This is a genomic window from Sphaerisporangium rhizosphaerae (genome assembly GCF_042665155.1).
GTDB lineage: Bacteria > Actinomycetota > Actinomycetes > Streptosporangiales > Streptosporangiaceae > Sphaerisporangium > Sphaerisporangium rhizosphaerae.
The window spans coordinates 358480-373652 of record NZ_JBHTCG010000006.1; the positions used below are offsets into that span (position 1 = coordinate 358480).

General features: G+C 71.8%; 15 protein-coding genes. 14 read left to right on the plus strand and 1 reads right to left on the minus strand.

What is annotated here, in order from left to right; genetic code table 11:
* Positions 1-253: 253 nt before the first annotated feature.
* Positions 254-748, minus strand: a complete 495-nt coding sequence (gene bldD, locus ACFQSB_RS12325) for a transcriptional regulator BldD (protein WP_279783368.1) — start codon at positions 746-748, stop codon at positions 254-256.
* 475 nt (positions 749-1223) lie between these two features.
* Between bldD and pyrR the strand changes: the two genes are divergently transcribed.
* From pyrR to ACFQSB_RS12395, 14 genes are all read left to right on the plus strand, one after another.
* The gene (gene pyrR / locus ACFQSB_RS12330; protein WP_354924967.1) at positions 1224-1844 is read left to right on the plus strand and encodes a bifunctional pyr operon transcriptional regulator/uracil phosphoribosyltransferase PyrR; all 621 of its coding nucleotides are present in this window, start codon (positions 1224-1226) and stop codon (positions 1842-1844) included.
* Between the two features lie 58 nt (positions 1845-1902).
* Positions 1903-2835, plus strand: coding sequence for an aspartate carbamoyltransferase catalytic subunit (locus ACFQSB_RS12335; RefSeq protein WP_380826380.1), 933 nt, complete (start codon positions 1903-1905; stop codon positions 2833-2835).
* Complete coding sequence (locus tag ACFQSB_RS12340; protein WP_380826370.1) at positions 2832-4136, plus strand: dihydroorotase; 1305 nt, start codon at positions 2832-2834, stop codon at positions 4134-4136. Before ACFQSB_RS12335 ends, ACFQSB_RS12340 begins: the two co-directional genes overlap by 4 nt.
* Positions 4133-5281 carry a glutamine-hydrolyzing carbamoyl-phosphate synthase small subunit gene (carA, locus tag ACFQSB_RS12345; RefSeq protein ID WP_354843207.1) on the plus strand — a complete coding sequence of 383 codons (1149 nt, stop codon included), beginning with the start codon at positions 4133-4135 and terminating at the stop codon, positions 5279-5281. The genes ACFQSB_RS12340 and carA overlap by 4 nt, the downstream gene beginning before the upstream one ends.
* Positions 5282-5303: 22 nt before the next feature.
* Positions 5304-8564: a carbamoyl-phosphate synthase large subunit gene (gene carB / locus ACFQSB_RS12350; RefSeq protein ID WP_380826381.1), complete on the plus strand. Its 3261-nt coding sequence runs from the start codon at positions 5304-5306 to the stop codon at positions 8562-8564.
* A gap of 37 nt (positions 8565-8601) precedes the next feature.
* A complete protein-coding gene (locus ACFQSB_RS12355; protein WP_380826382.1) occupies positions 8602-9474 on the plus strand; it encodes a dihydroorotate dehydrogenase electron transfer subunit in 873 nt (290 codons plus the stop codon).
* Complete coding sequence (locus tag ACFQSB_RS12360) at positions 9464-10438, plus strand: dihydroorotate dehydrogenase (RefSeq protein ID WP_354843201.1); 975 nt, start codon at positions 9464-9466, stop codon at positions 10436-10438. Before ACFQSB_RS12355 ends, ACFQSB_RS12360 begins: the two co-directional genes overlap by 11 nt.
* Positions 10435-11133 carry an orotidine-5'-phosphate decarboxylase gene (gene pyrF, locus ACFQSB_RS12365; protein WP_354843198.1) on the plus strand — a complete coding sequence of 233 codons (699 nt, stop codon included), beginning with the start codon at positions 10435-10437 and terminating at the stop codon, positions 11131-11133. The genes ACFQSB_RS12360 and pyrF overlap by 4 nt, the downstream gene beginning before the upstream one ends.
* Positions 11134-11694: 561 nt before the next feature.
* Entirely contained in the window at positions 11695-12018 is a 324-nt protein-coding gene (gene mihF, locus ACFQSB_RS12370) for an integration host factor, actinobacterial type (protein ID WP_114031276.1), read from the plus strand.
* A gap of 121 nt (positions 12019-12139) precedes the next feature.
* A complete protein-coding gene (gmk, locus tag ACFQSB_RS12375) occupies positions 12140-12733 on the plus strand; it encodes a guanylate kinase (RefSeq protein WP_380826372.1) in 594 nt (197 codons plus the stop codon).
* A 109-nt stretch (positions 12734-12842) separates the two neighbouring features.
* Positions 12843-13106, plus strand: coding sequence for a DNA-directed RNA polymerase subunit omega (gene rpoZ / locus ACFQSB_RS12380; protein WP_189166350.1), 264 nt, complete (start codon positions 12843-12845; stop codon positions 13104-13106).
* A 52-nt stretch (positions 13107-13158) separates the two neighbouring features.
* Positions 13159-14379, plus strand: coding sequence for a bifunctional phosphopantothenoylcysteine decarboxylase/phosphopantothenate--cysteine ligase CoaBC (coaBC, locus tag ACFQSB_RS12385; protein WP_380826374.1), 1221 nt, complete (start codon positions 13159-13161; stop codon positions 14377-14379).
* Between the two features lie 142 nt (positions 14380-14521).
* Entirely contained in the window at positions 14522-14890 is a 369-nt protein-coding gene (locus ACFQSB_RS12390) for a hypothetical protein (protein WP_354843190.1), read from the plus strand.
* Between the two features lie 135 nt (positions 14891-15025).
* A partial coding sequence (locus tag ACFQSB_RS12395) for an S-adenosylmethionine synthetase N-terminal domain-containing protein (RefSeq protein ID WP_380826384.1) occupies positions 15026-15173 on the plus strand: 148 nt, incomplete at its 3' end.

Sequence of the window (15173 nt, forward strand, 5' to 3'; positions counted from 1 at the left end):
GCGCCCCGTCAGGACGGCGTCCCCGACGGCCCGCGAGGCGAAGGGCCCGCGCAGGGCGAAAGGCCCGTCCAGCGCGAAGGGCCAGTGCGAAGGGCCCGTGCCGGGTGAAGGGCCCGCGCAGGGTGAAGGGCCCGTGCAGGGTGAAGGGCCCGTGGAGACGCGAAGAGCCCGCGAGGAGCGGAATGCTCTCTCGCGGGCTCTTCGGCGCACGGCGGTCGCGGGGCGCCGCCGTATGGCGGCCTCGGCCGCAGGGTCAGAAGGACTCGACCGCGCGGCGTGCCTCGGCGTCCAGCACGCCCCACGTGATGAGCTCCTCGGTGAGCTCGGTGGGGGACTTGTCGTAGATGACCGCGAGGGAGCGCAGGTCCTCCTGGCGGATGGACAGCACCTTGCCGTTGTAGTCGCCACGCTGGCTCTGGATGGTGGCCGCGTAGCGGGCGAGCGCCCCGGCCTTCTCCTTGGGCAACTGCGCCAGCCGCTCAAGGTCGATCACAAGCTTCGGCGTGGGGCCGAGCGGGCTCGGCGCGGAACCGCCCGGGAGCAACTCGGAGACCGGGACGCCGTAGAAGTCGGCCAATTCGGCGAGCTTCTGCACCGTGACGGCGCGGTCACCCCGCTCGTAGGAGCCCACGACGACGGCCTTCCACCTGCCTCGAGACTTCTCTTCGACTCCATGCAGTGATAGCCCCTGCTGGGTGCGGATGGCGCGCAGCCTCGCGCCCAGCGACTTGGCGTAGTCAGACGGCATCGTTTGGCCCCCCGGCTTTCTATGAACGTTCTCACTTATTGTGCGCCTTGCGACGAATGCAACGGCGATCGGGTGGCACCCGGGGAGGCACCATCGGTGACCGACACGTCGTGGTTTACCCGAGAACGTCGCGAGGTGTGGTTACGCACAGTGACGGTAAAGGTGTGGACGTGATTGGTCAAGCTGATTGGAAAAAAGATGCCGAATCCTGTCCGGTTCGGCCCTCCTCCGCTCGGTCCCAAGCGCCACCCCCGCCGCATCCGCCCGCCCGGGGCATGCGTCCGGCCGGCCGGAGGCAGGGATCGCCGGCCCGGCCGGCCGGGCGGTGGTAAGGCCGCGCCGTCCGGCCTCGAGGGTATCCGCCCAGCTCGTGAAGGTGGACACCCGTTCCGAGCGTCCGGCGGGGGGCTGCTAACGTGGGGCACGCCAAGTCCTTTAAGACCCGTCCTGTGAGGCGGGAAAGGTGGTGACCCTCATGAACGCCGCCCGAAATCAGGCGCGCGACGACGATCCCCGGGTCGACGGGGATCCTGCGCCCGGCGGTGGCCGTCCGGTCGACGGCGAGCGCGCCGTCCTGGAGGCCCCCGACATCAACCGGGCCCTCACCCGCATCGCCCACGAGATCCTCGAGCGCGCCAAAGGCCCCGACGATCTCCTGCTGCTCGGCATCCCGACCAGGGGCACCCTCCTGGCGCGCCGGCTCGCCGACCGCATCGAGCAGGTCGAGGGACGCCCGGTCGCGGCGGGCTCGCTCGACGTGACCATGTACCGCGACGACCTGCGCCTGCGCCCCGCGCGCGCCCTCGGCCGCACCGACCTGCCCAAGGAGGGCGTCGACGGCCGCATCGTGGTCCTGGTCGACGACGTGCTGTTCTCCGGCCGCACCGTGCGGGCCGCGCTGGACGCGCTCAACGACCTCGGCCGCCCGACGGCCGTCCGCCTCGCGGTGCTGGTCGACCGCGGCCACCGCGAGCTGCCCATCCGCGCCGACCACGTCGGCAAGAACCTCCCCACCTCCCGCGCCGAGACCGTCCGGGTGTGCCTGGCCGAGATCGACCAGCGCGACGCGGTCCTGCTGAGAGGGGGCCAGCGATGAGGCGCCGCCCCACCCCTGTCCCGGTCTCGCGCCCTTGCCCGAGAGGAGGCCGGCGATGATGCGCCACCTGCTGTCCACCGCCGACCTGTCGCGCGACGACGCCCTGCTGATCCTCGACACCGCCGAGCAGCTCGCGCAGGTCTCCGGCCGCTCGATCAAGAAGCTGCCGACCCTGCGCGGCCGCACGGTGGTGAACCTCTTCTTCGAGGACTCCACCCGCACCCGCATCTCCTTCGAGGCCGCCGCCAAGCGCCTGTCCGCCGACGTGATCAACTTCTCGGCGAAGGGGTCCAGCGTGTCCAAGGGCGAGAGCCTGAAGGACACCGCGCTCACCCTGCAGGCGATGGGCGCCGACGCCGTGGTCGTGCGCCACGGCGCCTCGGGCGCCCCGCACCGCCTGGCCAACTGGGTCGACGGCAGCGTGGTCAACGCCGGCGACGGCACACACGAGCACCCGACCCAGGCCCTGCTGGACGCCTTCACGATGCGCAGGCGCCTCGGCGACCTGGACGGGCGACGGGTCACCATCGTCGGCGACGTGCTGCACAGCCGGGTCGCCCGCTCCAACGTCCACCTGCTGCACACCCTGGGCGCCGAGGTGACGCTGGTCGCGCCGCCGACGCTGCTGCCGGTGGCGATGGGCGAGTGGCCGTGCGAGGTCTCCTACGACTTCGACGCGGTGCTGCCCAAGTCCGACGCGGTCATGATGCTGCGCGTTCAGCACGAGCGGATGAACGCCTCCTACTTTCCCTCGGCCCGCGAGTACAGCCGCCGTTACGGCCTGGACCCCGAGCGCCTCGGCCGCATGCCCGACGGCGCGATCGTCATGCACCCCGGGCCGATGAACCGCGGCATGGAGATCGCCGCCGAGGTCGCCGACTCCGCGCGCTCCACCATCGTCGAGCAGGTCACCAACGGCGTGACCGTGCGCATGGCCGTCCTGTACCTGCTTCTGTCCGGCTCGGAGCCCGCGATCGGGGGAAACCAGTGACCTACCTTCTCAAGGGGGCCCGCGTCCTCGGAGGCGAGCCGAAGGACATCCTGCTCAAAGACGGCTACATCGCCGCCGTCGGTGCTCCCGGCGAGGTGGACGCCCCCGGCGCGGGGCATCTCGACGCCGGCGGGCTGATCGCGCTGCCCGGCCTGGTCGACCTGCACACCCACCTTCGCGAGCCGGGCCGCGAGGACGCCGAGACCGTCGAGTCCGGCACCGCCGCCGCGGCGCTCGGCGGGTACACCGCGGTCCACGCGATGGCCAACACCTCCCCGGTCGCCGACACCGCCGGCGTGGTCGAGCAGGTCTACCGGCTCGGCCAGGAGGCCGGGCACTGCGACGTCCAGCCGGTCGGCGCGGTCACCTCGGGCCTGGCCGGCAAGCAGCTCGCCGAGCTCGGCGCGATGGCCGACAGCGCGGCCAGGGTGCGGGTCTTCTCCGACGACGGGGTGTGCGTCTCCGACGCCGTCCTGATGCGCCGGGCCCTCGAGTACGTCAAGGCGTTCGACGGGGTGGTGGCCCAGCACGCCCAGGAGCCGCGCCTCACCGAGGGCGCGCAGATGAACGAGGGCGCGATCTCGGGGCGCCTCGGCCTGACCGGCTGGCCGGCGGTCGCCGAGGAGGCCATCATCGCCCGCGACTGCCTGCTGGCCGCGCACGTCGGCTCCCGGCTGCACATCTGCCACGTCTCGACGGCCGGGTCTGTGGAGATCATCCGCTGGGCGAAGTCCAAGGGCTGGGACGTCACCGCCGAGGTCACCCCGCACCACCTGCTGCTCACCGACGTCTGCGCCGAGGACTCGCCCAACGGCGCCTACAACCCGATCTACAAGGTCAACCCGCCGCTGCGCACCAGGGCCGACGTGGAGGCGCTGCGCGAGGCGCTCGCCGACGGCACCATCGACTGCGTGGCCACCGACCACGCCCCCCACCCGGTCGAGGACAAGGAGACCGAGTGGCCGGCCGCGGCCATGGGCATGATCGGCCTGGAGACCGCCCTGTCGGTGGTCCAGGAGGCCATGGTCGAGACCGGCCTGCTCGACTGGGCGGGCGTCGCCGACCGCATGTCCGCGCGGCCCGCCCGCATCGGGCGGCTGGACGGCCAGGGCGGACCGCTCAGGCCCGGCACGCCCGCCAACCTCACCCTGTTCGACCCGTCGGTCCGCTGGGCCGTGGACCCGGGCGGGTTCGCCTCCAAGAGCCGCAACACCCCCTACCAGGGCATGACCCTGCCGGGGCGGGTGGTCGCCACGTTCCTGCGCGGCCGCCCCACCGTTCTCGAAGGGAAGCTCACGTGACGCTCGCGACCACCGGCACGGCCGTCCTCGTGCTGGAGGACGGCCGGGTCTTCCACGGCACGCCGTACGGCGCCGAGGGGGAGACATTCGGCGAGATGGTGTTCTCCACCGGCATGACCGGCTACCAGGAGACCCTCACCGACCCCTCCTACCACCGGCAGATCGTGGCGATGACCGCCCCGCACATCGGCAACACCGGCGTCAACGACGAGGACCCCGAGTCCTCCCGCGTCTGGGTCGCCGGGTACGTCGTGCGCGAGCCGGCGCGCGTCGCCTCCAACTGGCGCTCCAAGCGCTCGCTGGACGAAGAGCTGCGCCGGCAGGGCGTCGTCGGCATCGCCATGCCGGGCACGCGCGCGCTCACCCGCCACCTGCGCGAGCGCGGCGCCATGCGCGCCGGGGTGTTCACCGCGCCATCGGCGCCCGTGGAGGAGCTGGTCGAGCGGGTCAAGGGCAGCCCCTCGATGGTGGGCGCCGACCTGGCCAAGGAGGTCTCCACCGCCGAGCCGTACGTCGTGCCCGCCCACGGCGCCAAGCGGTTCACGGTGGCCGCGGTCGACCTCGGCATCAAGGCGATGACCCCCCACCGCATGGCCGAGCGCGGGTGCGAGGTCCACGTGCTCCCGGCGAGCGCCACGGCCGCCGACATCCTCGCCCTGGACCCCGACGGCGTCTTCCTGTCCAACGGGCCGGGCGACCCCGAGACGGCCGGCTACGCCGTCGAGGCGCTCACCGGCGTCATGGAGGCCGGCCGGCCGGTGTTCGGCATCTGCTTCGGCAACCAGATCCTCGGCCGCGCCCTGGGCCTCGGCACCTACAAGCTGCGGTACGGGCATCGGGGCGTCAACCAGCCCGTCCAGGACCGCCGCACCGGCAAGGTGGACATCTCGGCGCACAACCACGGCTTCGCCGTCCAGGCGCCCCTCGACGGGCCGTTCGAGACCCCCTACGGCCGCGCCGAGGTCAGCCATGTGAACCTCAACGACGGCTGTGTGGAAGGGCTGCGCCTGCTCGACTACCCGGCCTTCAGCGTCCAGTACCACCCCGAGGCCGCGGCGGGCCCGCACGACGCCGCCGGCCTGTTCGACGAGTTCTGCGCCCTGATGGCGCGCCCGGGCACCAAGGAGGGTGGCACGCGTGTCTAAGCGCACCGACATCTCGTCGATCATGGTGATCGGCTCCGGCCCCATCGTGATCGGGCAGGCCTGCGAGTTCGACTACTCGGGCACCCAGGCGTGCCGGGTGCTGCGGGCCGAGGGCTACCGGGTGATCCTCGTCAACAGCAACCCCGCGACGATCATGACCGATCCCGAGTTCGCCGACGCCACCTACGTCGAGCCGATCACCCCCGAGATCGTCGAGCAGATCATCGCCAAGGAGCGCCCCGACGCGCTGCTGCCCACCCTGGGCGGGCAGACCGCGCTCAACACGGCCGTCGCGCTGCACGAGGCCGGGGTGCTCGAACGCTACGACGTCGAGCTCATCGGCGCCGACATCGACGCCATCCAGGCCGGGGAGAACCGCGAGCTGTTCAAGCAGATCGTCGCCAGGGTCGCCGCCGAGCACGGCCTGAACGCCGAGTCGGCGCGCTCGGCGATCTGCCACACCCTGCAGGAGTGCCTGGACGCCGCGGCCGGGCTCGGCTACCCCGTCGTGGTGCGGCCGAGCTTCACCATGGGCGGCGCCGGCTCGGGGTTCGCCTACGACGAGGCCGACCTGCGCCGCATCGCCGGCGCCGGCCTGGACGCCTCGCCGACCACCGAGGTGCTCCTCGAGGAGTCCATCCTCGGCTGGAAGGAGTACGAGCTGGAGGTCATGCGCGACCGGGCCGACAACGTCGTCATCGTGTGCTCCATCGAGAACATCGACCCGATGGGCGTGCACACCGGCGACAGCGTCACGGTGGCCCCGGCCATGACCCTCACCGACCGCGAGTACCAGAACATGCGCGACGTCGCCATCGCGGTGATCCGCGAGGTCGGCGTCGACACCGGCGGCTGCAACATCCAGTTCGCCGTGGACCCGCGCACCGGGCGCATGATCGTCATCGAGATGAACCCGCGCGTGTCGCGGTCCAGCGCCCTGGCCTCCAAGGCGACCGGCTTCCCGATCGCCAAGATCGCCGCCAAGCTCGCCGTCGGCTACACCCTGGACCAGATTCCGAACGACATCACCCGCGAGACGCCGGCCTCCTTCGAGCCCTCCCTGGACTACGTCGTGGTCAAGGTGCCGCGCTTCGCCTTCGAGAAGTTCGCCGGGGCCGACCAGACCCTCACCACCCACATGAAGTCGGTCGGCGAGGCCATGGCCATCGGCCGGTCCTTCCCCGAGGCGCTCCAGAAGGCCCTCAGGTCGCTGGAGAAGAAGAACTCGTCCTTCTCCTGGACGGGCGACCCCGGAGACAAGGACGAACTGCTCGCCGCCTGCCGCAAGCCGCACGACGGGCGGCTGCGCACCATGCAGCAGGCGATCAGGGCCGGGGCGACCCTTGCGGAGCTGTACGAGGCCACCAGCGTCGACCCGTGGTTCCTGGACCAGCTCTACCTCATCGACGAGGAGGCCCGCGAGCTCGGCCGCGGCGAGCCGACCGCCGCCGCCCTCACCCGCGCCAAGCGGCACGGCTTCAGCGACGCGCAGATCGCCGAGATCCGCGGCATGGCCGAGCCCGAGGTGCGCGCGCTGCGCCACGGCCTCGGCGTGCGGCCGGTGTACAACACCGTCGACACCTGCGCCGCCGAGTTCGCCGCCAAGACCCCCTACCTCTACTCGACCTACGACGAGGAGAACGAGGTCCCCGGCGGCGACCGGCCCAAGGTCATCATCCTGGGCAGCGGCCCGAACCGCATCGGCCAGGGCATCGAGTTCGACTACGCCTGCGTCCACGCCTCGTTCGAGCTGTCGAAGGCGGGGTACGAGACCGTGATGGTCAACTGCAACCCCGAGACCGTCTCGACCGACTACGACACCTCCGACCGGCTGTACTTCGAGCCGCTCACGCTGGAGGACGTCCTTGAGGTCGTGCACGCCGAGCAGCAGGCCGGCCCGGTCGCCGGGGTGATCGTCCAGCTCGGCGGGCAGACCCCGCTCGGGCTGGCGCAGGCGCTCAAGGACGCCGGGGTGCCGGTCGTCGGCACCAGCCCCGAGTCCATCCACCTGGCCGAGGAGCGCGGGGCGTTCGGGCGGGTGCTGGCCGAGGCGGGCCTGCCCGCGCCCAAGCACGGCACCGCGGTCACCGTCGAGGAGGCGCGGGCGATCGCCGGCGAGATCGGCTACCCCGTCCTGGTGCGCCCGTCCTACGTCCTGGGCGGCGCGGGCATGGCCATCGTCTACGACGAGGCCACCCTGAGCGCGTACATGGAGCGGGCCGGCGCCGCCAGCGACCACCCGGTGCTGGTCGACAAGTTCCTCGACGAGGCCATCGAGATCGACGTGGACGCCCTGTTCGACGGCGAGGAGCTCTACCTGGGCGGCGTCATGGAGCACATCGAGGAGGCCGGCATCCACTCCGGCGACTCGGCGTGCGCGCTGCCGCCGATCACCCTGGGCGGGTTCGACATCAAGCGCATCCGCGCCGCCACCGAGGCCATCGCGCGCGGCGTGGGCGTGCGCGGGCTGCTGAACGTCCAGTACGCCATGTCGGCCAACATCCTGTACGTCCTTGAGGCCAACCCGCGGGCGAGCCGCACGGTGCCGTTCGTGTCCAAGGCGACCGCCGTGCCGCTGGCCAAGGCCGCCGCGCGGGTGATGATGGGCGAGACCATCGCCGCGCTGCGCGGCCAGGGCATGCTGCCCGCCGAGGGCGACGGCGGGACGCTCCCGCTGGACGCCCCCATCGCGGTCAAGGAGGCCGTGCTGCCCTTCAACCGCTTCCACGGCGTCGACATCATCCTCGGGCCCGAGATGCGCTCCACGGGCGAGGTCATGGGCATCGACGAGGTGTTCGGCACCGCCTACGCCAAGTCGCAGTCGGCCTCCTACGGGTCGCTGCCGACCAAGGGGCGGGCGTTCGTCTCGGTCGCCAACCGCGACAAGCGGGCGATGATCTTCCCGGTGAAGGCCCTGGCCGACCTGGGGTTCGAGATCCTGGCCACAGAGGGCACGGCCGAGGTGCTGCGCCGCAACGGCGTCCATGCCAAGATCGTGCGAAAGCAGAGCGACGGCGTCGGCACGGACGGTGAGCCCACCATCGTGACCCGCATCCTGGACGGCGAGGTGGACCTCATCGTGAACACCCCCTTCGGCAGCCCCGGGCAGTCGGGGCCGCGCCTGGACGGCTACGACATCCGCACGGCGGCCGTCCTGCGGGGCATCCCGTGCGTCACCACCGTGCAGGGGCTCGGCGCGGCCGTCCAAGGCATCCAGGCGATCGCCGCCGGGTCGGTGGGCGTACGGTCGCTCCAGGAGCACGCCCAGCGGCTGAGGGGCTGACGCCCGGCGGGAGGTGGAGGAGACGGCCGTTACTCCGGTGCAGGTGACCGGCACGGTGCTGACGACGCGCCGCGTGGACGCCTACCACGCCCTGACCGTCGTCGCGCCGGGCATCGCCGAGCGCTTCCGTCCCGGGCACTTCGTCTCCGTGGCCGTCGGCGGCCCGCACACCTCCATGCCGACGCGCCGGGCCTTCTCCGTGCACGACGTCAAGCCCGACTACGGCGGCACCGTCGAGCTGGTGTTCGCCGTGCGCGGGCGGGGCACCGCGTGGCTGGCCGAGCGCAAGGCCAGGGACACCCTGGACCTGGTCGGGCCGCTCGGCCGGCCCTTCCCCGTGCCGCGCGACCCGTGCGCGTGCGTGCTGGTCGGCGGAGAGTACGGCTCGGCGTCGCTGTTCGCGCTGGCCGACACCCTGCAGCAGCGCGGCTGCCGGGTCGACTTCGTGCTCGGCGCCGCCTCGGCCGACCGGGTGTTCGGCGCGCTGCGCGCCCGGCGCATGGGGGAGACCACGACGCTCACCACCGAAGACGGCTCTCTGGGGCTGCGCGGCAGGGTCACCGACGCGCTGCCCTCGGTGATCGCCGACGCGCGGGCCGACGTGGTGTACGCCAGCGGGCCGATGGCCATGCTGCGCGGGGTGACCGCCGTCGCGGTCGAGTTCGACATTCCCGTGCAGGTCAGCGTGGAGGAGGCGATGGCCTGCGGGTACGGCGTCTGCATGACGTGCGTGATCCCGGTCATCGGGGAGGACGGGGTGACCCGCATGGTGCGGTCGTGCGTCGAGGGCCCGGTCTTCCGCGGCGAGCGCGTGCGGTTCGAGGACATCGGCACAATCCCGTTCGACGCCCTCGGAGCCCCCGGGGGACGAGCCCAGGAGGGAGGTGCCCACACCCGAAATGTCAGTTGACATGCGGACGTACCTGGCGCACGTCGAACTGGCCAACCCGATCACCACGGCCGCCGGGTGCGCCGCTTCCGGCGCCGAGCTCTCCCAGTTCTTCGACCTCGCCCGCCTCGGCGCGGTGGTCACCCGCTCGATCACCATGGCGCCCAGGGCCGGGCGGCCCACCCCCCGCATGGCCGAGACGCCCTCCGGCATGCTGAACGCCGTGGGGCTCCAGGGGCCCGGCGTGGAGGTCTTCCTCGAACGCGAGCTTCCCCGGCTGGTCGAGCGCGGGGCCAGGGCCGTGGTGTCCATCGCCGGCGGCAGCATCGCCGAGTACACCGCGCTCGCGCGCAGGCTCGCCGACGCGCCCGGCGTGGCCGCCGTCGAGGTCAACCTGTCGTGCCCCAACGTCGAGGACCTCGGCCGGGTCTTCGCCCGCGACCCCGCAGCCTCCGCCGAGGTGCTCGCCTCGGTGCGCGCCACCATGCGCTACGACGTCCCCGTCGTGGCCAAGCTCGCCCCGGACGTGGCCGACATCGTCGCCGTCGCCCGCGCCTGCGTGGACGGCGGCGCCGACGCCCTCGCCATGATCAACACCCCGCTCGGCATGAGCATCGACGTCGACACCATGCGCCCCTCGCTCGCCGCCGGCACCGGAGGGCTCTCGGGGCCCGCCATCCGGCCGCTGGCCGTGCGCTGCCTGTGGCAGGTGCACGCCGCGCTGCCCGGCGTGCCCATCGTCGGCATGGGCGGCGTCATGACCGGCAGGGACGCCCTGGAGCTCATCCTGGCCGGCGCCTGCGTCGTCTCGGTGGGCACCGCACTGTTCCACGACCCCTACGCTTGCCTGCGGATTCTGCGGGAGCTGGAAGACCTGCTCAAGGAGCGCGGCTTCGAGCGCCTCGCCGACGCCGTCGGCCTCGCGCACCGACCGCCCGGGGCAGGACCCCGGCACCGTATCGACCTGGAGGAGAGCTCACTTTGACGTCCGCACCCATCGCCGTCGCCCTGGACGCACCTGATCTGGAGACGGCGGCCCGCTGGGCGGCCCTGGTGACGCCGCACGTGAGCACCGTGAAGGTCGGCCTCGAACTCTACCTGCGCTACGGACCCGACGTGATCGCCTCCGTGCGCGGCGCCTCCGGCGTCCAGATCTTCCTGGACCTGAAGCTCCACGACATCCCGAACACCGTCGCCGGAGCGGCCAAGGCCGTCACGCGCCTCAAGCCGCACATCCTCACCGTCCACGCGGCCGGAGGCGGCACCATGATCCGCGCCGCCGTCGACGCCCTCCCCAACACCGTCATCGCCGCCGTGACGGCCCTGACATCGCTGTCAGAGGCCGATCTGGTGCGCCTGGGGGTCAGGGGCCCGGCGAGCGACGCCGTGCGCCGTCTGGCCGTAGAGGCCGTCGGAGCGGGCGCCCAGGCCCTCGTGTGCTCCCCGCGCGAGGTGGCCGCCGTCCGCGCGGAGGTCGGGCCCGGCATCACGCTCATCACCCCGGGCGTGCGGCCCGCCGGTTCCGACACCCAGGACCAGGCCAGGGTAGCCACCCCCGAGCAGGCCATCGCCGACGGGGCCGACCTGCTGGTGATCGGACGGCCCATCACCGGCTCGCCCGACCCCGGCGCCGCCGCCGCCGGCATCGCCGCGGCCCTCCGGCGCGTCCTCTCGGGTTGAGCTGTGTTTTTTGCCTCGCTCCGCTCGGCGGGCTCGGGGCGCCTTTGAGGCGGCGTCCTTCGTCGTCGTTCGCGAGCGCTCGTTCCTCGCACTCGCTCTCTCCTCCTCAGGACACCGCCGCGCCCCGAGCGGGTCTTGTGGCCGAGTCGTTGGGATGGTTTGACGGGGCCTGGGTGACCTTGAGGCGGGTGTTGTCTCGGGTCGGTGGACTCGCTGTGCTCGGCGGGCTTGTGGGGCTCTCTGAGGCGGGCTGAGTGGGGTGTTCGGGCGGTCTGGTGGAGTCGCTCGCAGTGGGTTCGGGGGGTGGGGGAGGGGCGGAAAGGATGATCTTTGTGGTGCCGAATGGACTAGCCCGCTGGGTTTCCCGCCGCGTGGGAGGACTAGCCCGCGAGGGGCCAGTACAGGCCGGTTTTGTCGACGCACAGCAATGAGGCGAACACGCTGGGTGATGAAATGAATTTCTTGTGGGGAGAAACTGGCCTTGACGTTGCTTGCGAGCCCAAGACCAGCTAGTTTCCCCTCCCGTCCGAGTACATCGACAGAAATTCGAGGTGACCCGGCGTGGCTCTTCCTCCCCTGACCCCCGAGCAGCGCGCCGCAGCCCTGGAGAAGGCTGCCAAGGCCCGCAAGGAGCGTGCCGAGGTCAAGAACCGGCTGAAGCACGGCGCGGTTTCTCTGGCTGAGGTGCTGAAGGATGGTCAGACCGACGACGTCATCGGCAAGATGAAGGTGTCGGCACTTTTGGAGTCGCTCCCCGGCGTGGGCAAGGTCCGCGCCAAGCAGCTCATGGAGCGGCTCGGTATCGCCGAGTCCCGTCGTGTACGGGGCCTCGGCGCCAACCAGCGCGCCGCTCTGGAGCGTGAGTTCGGCGGTGCCGAGAGCTGATCTCGGTCCGCGGAACATGATTTACGGGGGTGTGGTAGTGACCGGTACGTCCTGGCCCGAAGAGGGCGGAGCCCACAAGGCTCCCGTTTTCGGGGGGTACGGGACACGTGACGGTGACTCCATGCCTCCATCCGGGAGTCCGGAGGCGACGATGGTCTCCTCCGGACCGACGGGCAAGCGCCTCACGGTCCTGTCCGGCCCGTCGGGCGTCGGCAAGTCCACGGTCGTCGCCGAGCTTCGGCGGTCCCACCCCGAGGTGTGGCTGTCGGTCTCGGTGACCACCAGGTCTCCCCGGCCCGGTGAGACCCACGGCGTCGAGTACTACTTCGTCGACGGCGCCGAGTTCGACCGCATGGTGGCCGGCGGCGAACTGCTCGAATGGGCGGAGTTCGCCGGCAACCGGTACGGGACGCCCCGCGTGCCCGTCGAGCGCAAGCTCGCCGAGGGCGTGCCGACGCTGCTGGAGATCGACCTCCAGGGCGCGCGGCAGGTGCGCGAGTCGATGCCGGAGGCGCTGCTGGTCTTCCTGGCCCCGCCGAGCTGGGAAGAGCTGGAGAGCCGCCTGCGCGGCCGCGGCACCGAGCCCGAGGACGTCATCGAGCGCCGCCTGGCGGCGGGCCGCGTCGAGCTGGCCGCCGAGAAGGAGTTCGACCTGTCGCTGGTCAACACGGCGGTCAAGGATGTGTGCGGCCGGCTGGTAGCCTTGCTGAAGTGACGATCGGCCCGGCCTGAGCGAGTCGGCCCCGCCGTTCCCGCCTGGTATCCTCCGAGGCCAAGACCGCAGACTCGAATACGAGTCCAATTTCGACTGAGAGGCCGACGACGTGGCAGGCACTGCCCCGGTTGCCGAAGGCATCACCAACCCGCCGATCGACCAGCTGCTTGAGGTCGTCGACAGCAAGTACAGCCTGGTCATCATGGGCGCGAAGCGGGCGCGCCAGATCAACGCCTACTACTCCCAGCTCGGCGAGGGCCTGCTGGAGTACGTCGGCCCCCTGGTGGAGACCCACGCCCAGGAGAAGCCGCTGTCCATCGCGCTGCGCGAGATCTCCGAGGGGCTGCTGAGCTCCGAGCCCATCGAGGGCTGAGACCTTCCCGAGGCGACCCCGAGCCCGACAGCACTCCGCCCCGGAGACCACGATGGCCAGCCACGACCGCGCCAGGCCGAGAGTCGTTCTCGGCGTCGGCGCGGGCATCGCCGCGTACAAGGCGTGCGAGCTGCTGCGGCTGTTCACCGAGTCGGGGCACGACGTCCGGGTCGTCCCCACGCGCGACGCGCTGCGCTTCGTCGGCGAGCCCACGTGGGCGGCCCTGTCCGGCAACCCCGTCACCAGCGAGGTGTGGGAGTCGGTCCACGAGGTGCCGCACGTCCGCATCGGCCAGGGCGCCGATCTGGTGGTGGTCGCCCCGGCGACCGCCGACATCCTGGCCAGGGCGGCCCATGGCCTGGCCGGCGACCTGCTCACCAACACGCTGCTCACCGCGCGATGTCCGGTGGTCTTCGCGCCCGCCATGCATACCGAGATGTGGGAGCACCCCGCCACCCGGGCCAACGTCGCGACGCTGCGCGAGCGCGGCTCGCTGGTCATCGAGCCGGCGGTGGGCCGGCTGACCGGCGCCGACACCGGGCCCGGCCGTCTTCCCGACCCCGAGCAGATCTTCGAGGCCTGCCGGCTCGTCCTGGCGGGGCGCGAGCGCGACCTCGCCGGCCGCCGCGTGGTGATCTCCGCCGGCGGCACCCGCGAGGCCATCGACCCGGTCCGCTACATCGGCAACCGCTCCTCCGGCCTGCAGGGGTACGCCCTGGCCCGCACGGCGGTGGCGCGCGGGGCCGAGGTGACGCTGGTCGCGGCGAACGTGGCCCTGCCCGACCCGGCGGGGGTCACCGTCCTGCGCGTCGAGTCCGCTCTGGAACTGCGCGCGGCGGTGTTCGAGGCGGCCGCCCGCGCCGACGCGGTGGTCATGGCGGCGGCCGTGGCCGACTTCCGTCCCGCCGAGCGCAGCGGATCCAAGATCAAGAAGACCTCCGCGGGGCCCGAGCCGATCCGGCTGACCGAGAACCCCGACATCCTGGCCGAGCTGTGCGAGCGGCGCAGGCAGGGCGGCGAGCCCGCTCCCGAGGTGATCGCCGGCTTCGCCGCGGAGACCGACGACGTGCTGGCCAACGGCCGCGCCAAGCTCGCCCGCAAGGGCTGCGACCTGCTGGTGGTCAACCAGGTGGGGGAGGGGCTGGCCTTCGGCACCCCCGACAACGCGGCGGTCGTCCTGGTGGCCGATGGCGAGCCCGTCGAGGTGCCTCGCGCTCCCAAGGAGGTCCTGGCGGACGTCGTCTGGGACCTGGTCGTCCCCCGTCTGAGCTGATCGCGGGCTTCGCCGGGGCGGCGATGCGGGCGCTTCGGAGCCACAGATCTCTGACCGTGACCGCAAACCGGGACGAAGGCGCTTGATGGCGGGCGATTCCCGGCGGATACTCCAGATGGATGCCGGACCGGGAGGTCTTGACATGCCGGTGACCGCCGCCATCAGGGGACGCTGTCGCGCTCTGCTGCCGCCGGGCGAGGACATTCACTATGTCTTCCCCGTCACTTTGGTGCGCTCGGGCGGCGTGGCCAACTACATGGTCGTGGTGACGGGCCGTTCGATCACCGTGCTAGCCACCAAGGTGTTCAGCAGGTACGAGCCCGCCGCGGTGTGGGCGACCTACCCGCGCCAGACGCGCCTCGGCCCCGTGCGATTCGCTGCCGGTCCCACGATCGAGTTGGGTGGTACGGTTTTCGAGGTCGACGATGAATACGTCGCGGTCGTCGCGGCGGCGGACGCCGAGGCGTTCTCCCCGGGAGACCTCCCGAAGGATCCGCTGCCCGACCTGTGAACGGCGTCGGCCACGCCCACATGCCAGGACGGTAGAGCGGCGCCGCTTCAGGTAGGGCTACACTCGGCGGAGCGCTTCGGCCGTCTCACGCCCAAGCCAACGACGTCAGCAGCCGCTGCATGAGGAGCCACTGAGTTGTCCCGCCGCCTGTTCACTTCCGAGTCGGTCACCGAGGGTCACCCGGACAAGATCGCCGACCAGATCAGCGACGCCATCCTCGACGCCATGCTCAAGGGCGATCCGACGAGCCGGGTCGCGGTCGAGACGATGATCACGACTGGTC

What these genes read in the sequence shown, in the direction of transcription:
- ACFQSB_RS12360 (WP_354843201.1), top strand. Translation starts at nt 9,464, where the DNA reads ATGTCAGTTGACATGCGGACGTACCTGGCGCACGTCGAACTGGCCAAC.
- gmk (WP_380826372.1), top strand. Translation starts at nt 12,140, where the DNA reads ATGCCTCCATCCGGGAGTCCGGAGGCGACGATGGTCTCCTCCGGACCG.
- coaBC (WP_380826374.1), top strand. Translation starts at nt 13,159, where the DNA reads ATGGCCAGCCACGACCGCGCCAGGCCGAGAGTCGTTCTCGGCGTCGGC.
- ACFQSB_RS12335 (WP_380826380.1), top strand. Translation starts at nt 1,903, where the DNA reads ATGCGCCACCTGCTGTCCACCGCCGACCTGTCGCGCGACGACGCCCTG.
- bldD (WP_279783368.1), bottom strand. Translation starts at nt 748, where the DNA reads ATGCCGTCTGACTACGCCAAGTCGCTGGGCGCGAGGCTGCGCGCCATC.
- carB (WP_380826381.1), top strand. Translation starts at nt 5,304, where the DNA reads ATGGTGATCGGCTCCGGCCCCATCGTGATCGGGCAGGCCTGCGAGTTC.
- ACFQSB_RS12390 (WP_354843190.1), top strand. Translation starts at nt 14,522, where the DNA reads ATGCCGGTGACCGCCGCCATCAGGGGACGCTGTCGCGCTCTGCTGCCG.
- pyrR (WP_354924967.1), top strand. Translation starts at nt 1,224, where the DNA reads ATGAACGCCGCCCGAAATCAGGCGCGCGACGACGATCCCCGGGTCGAC.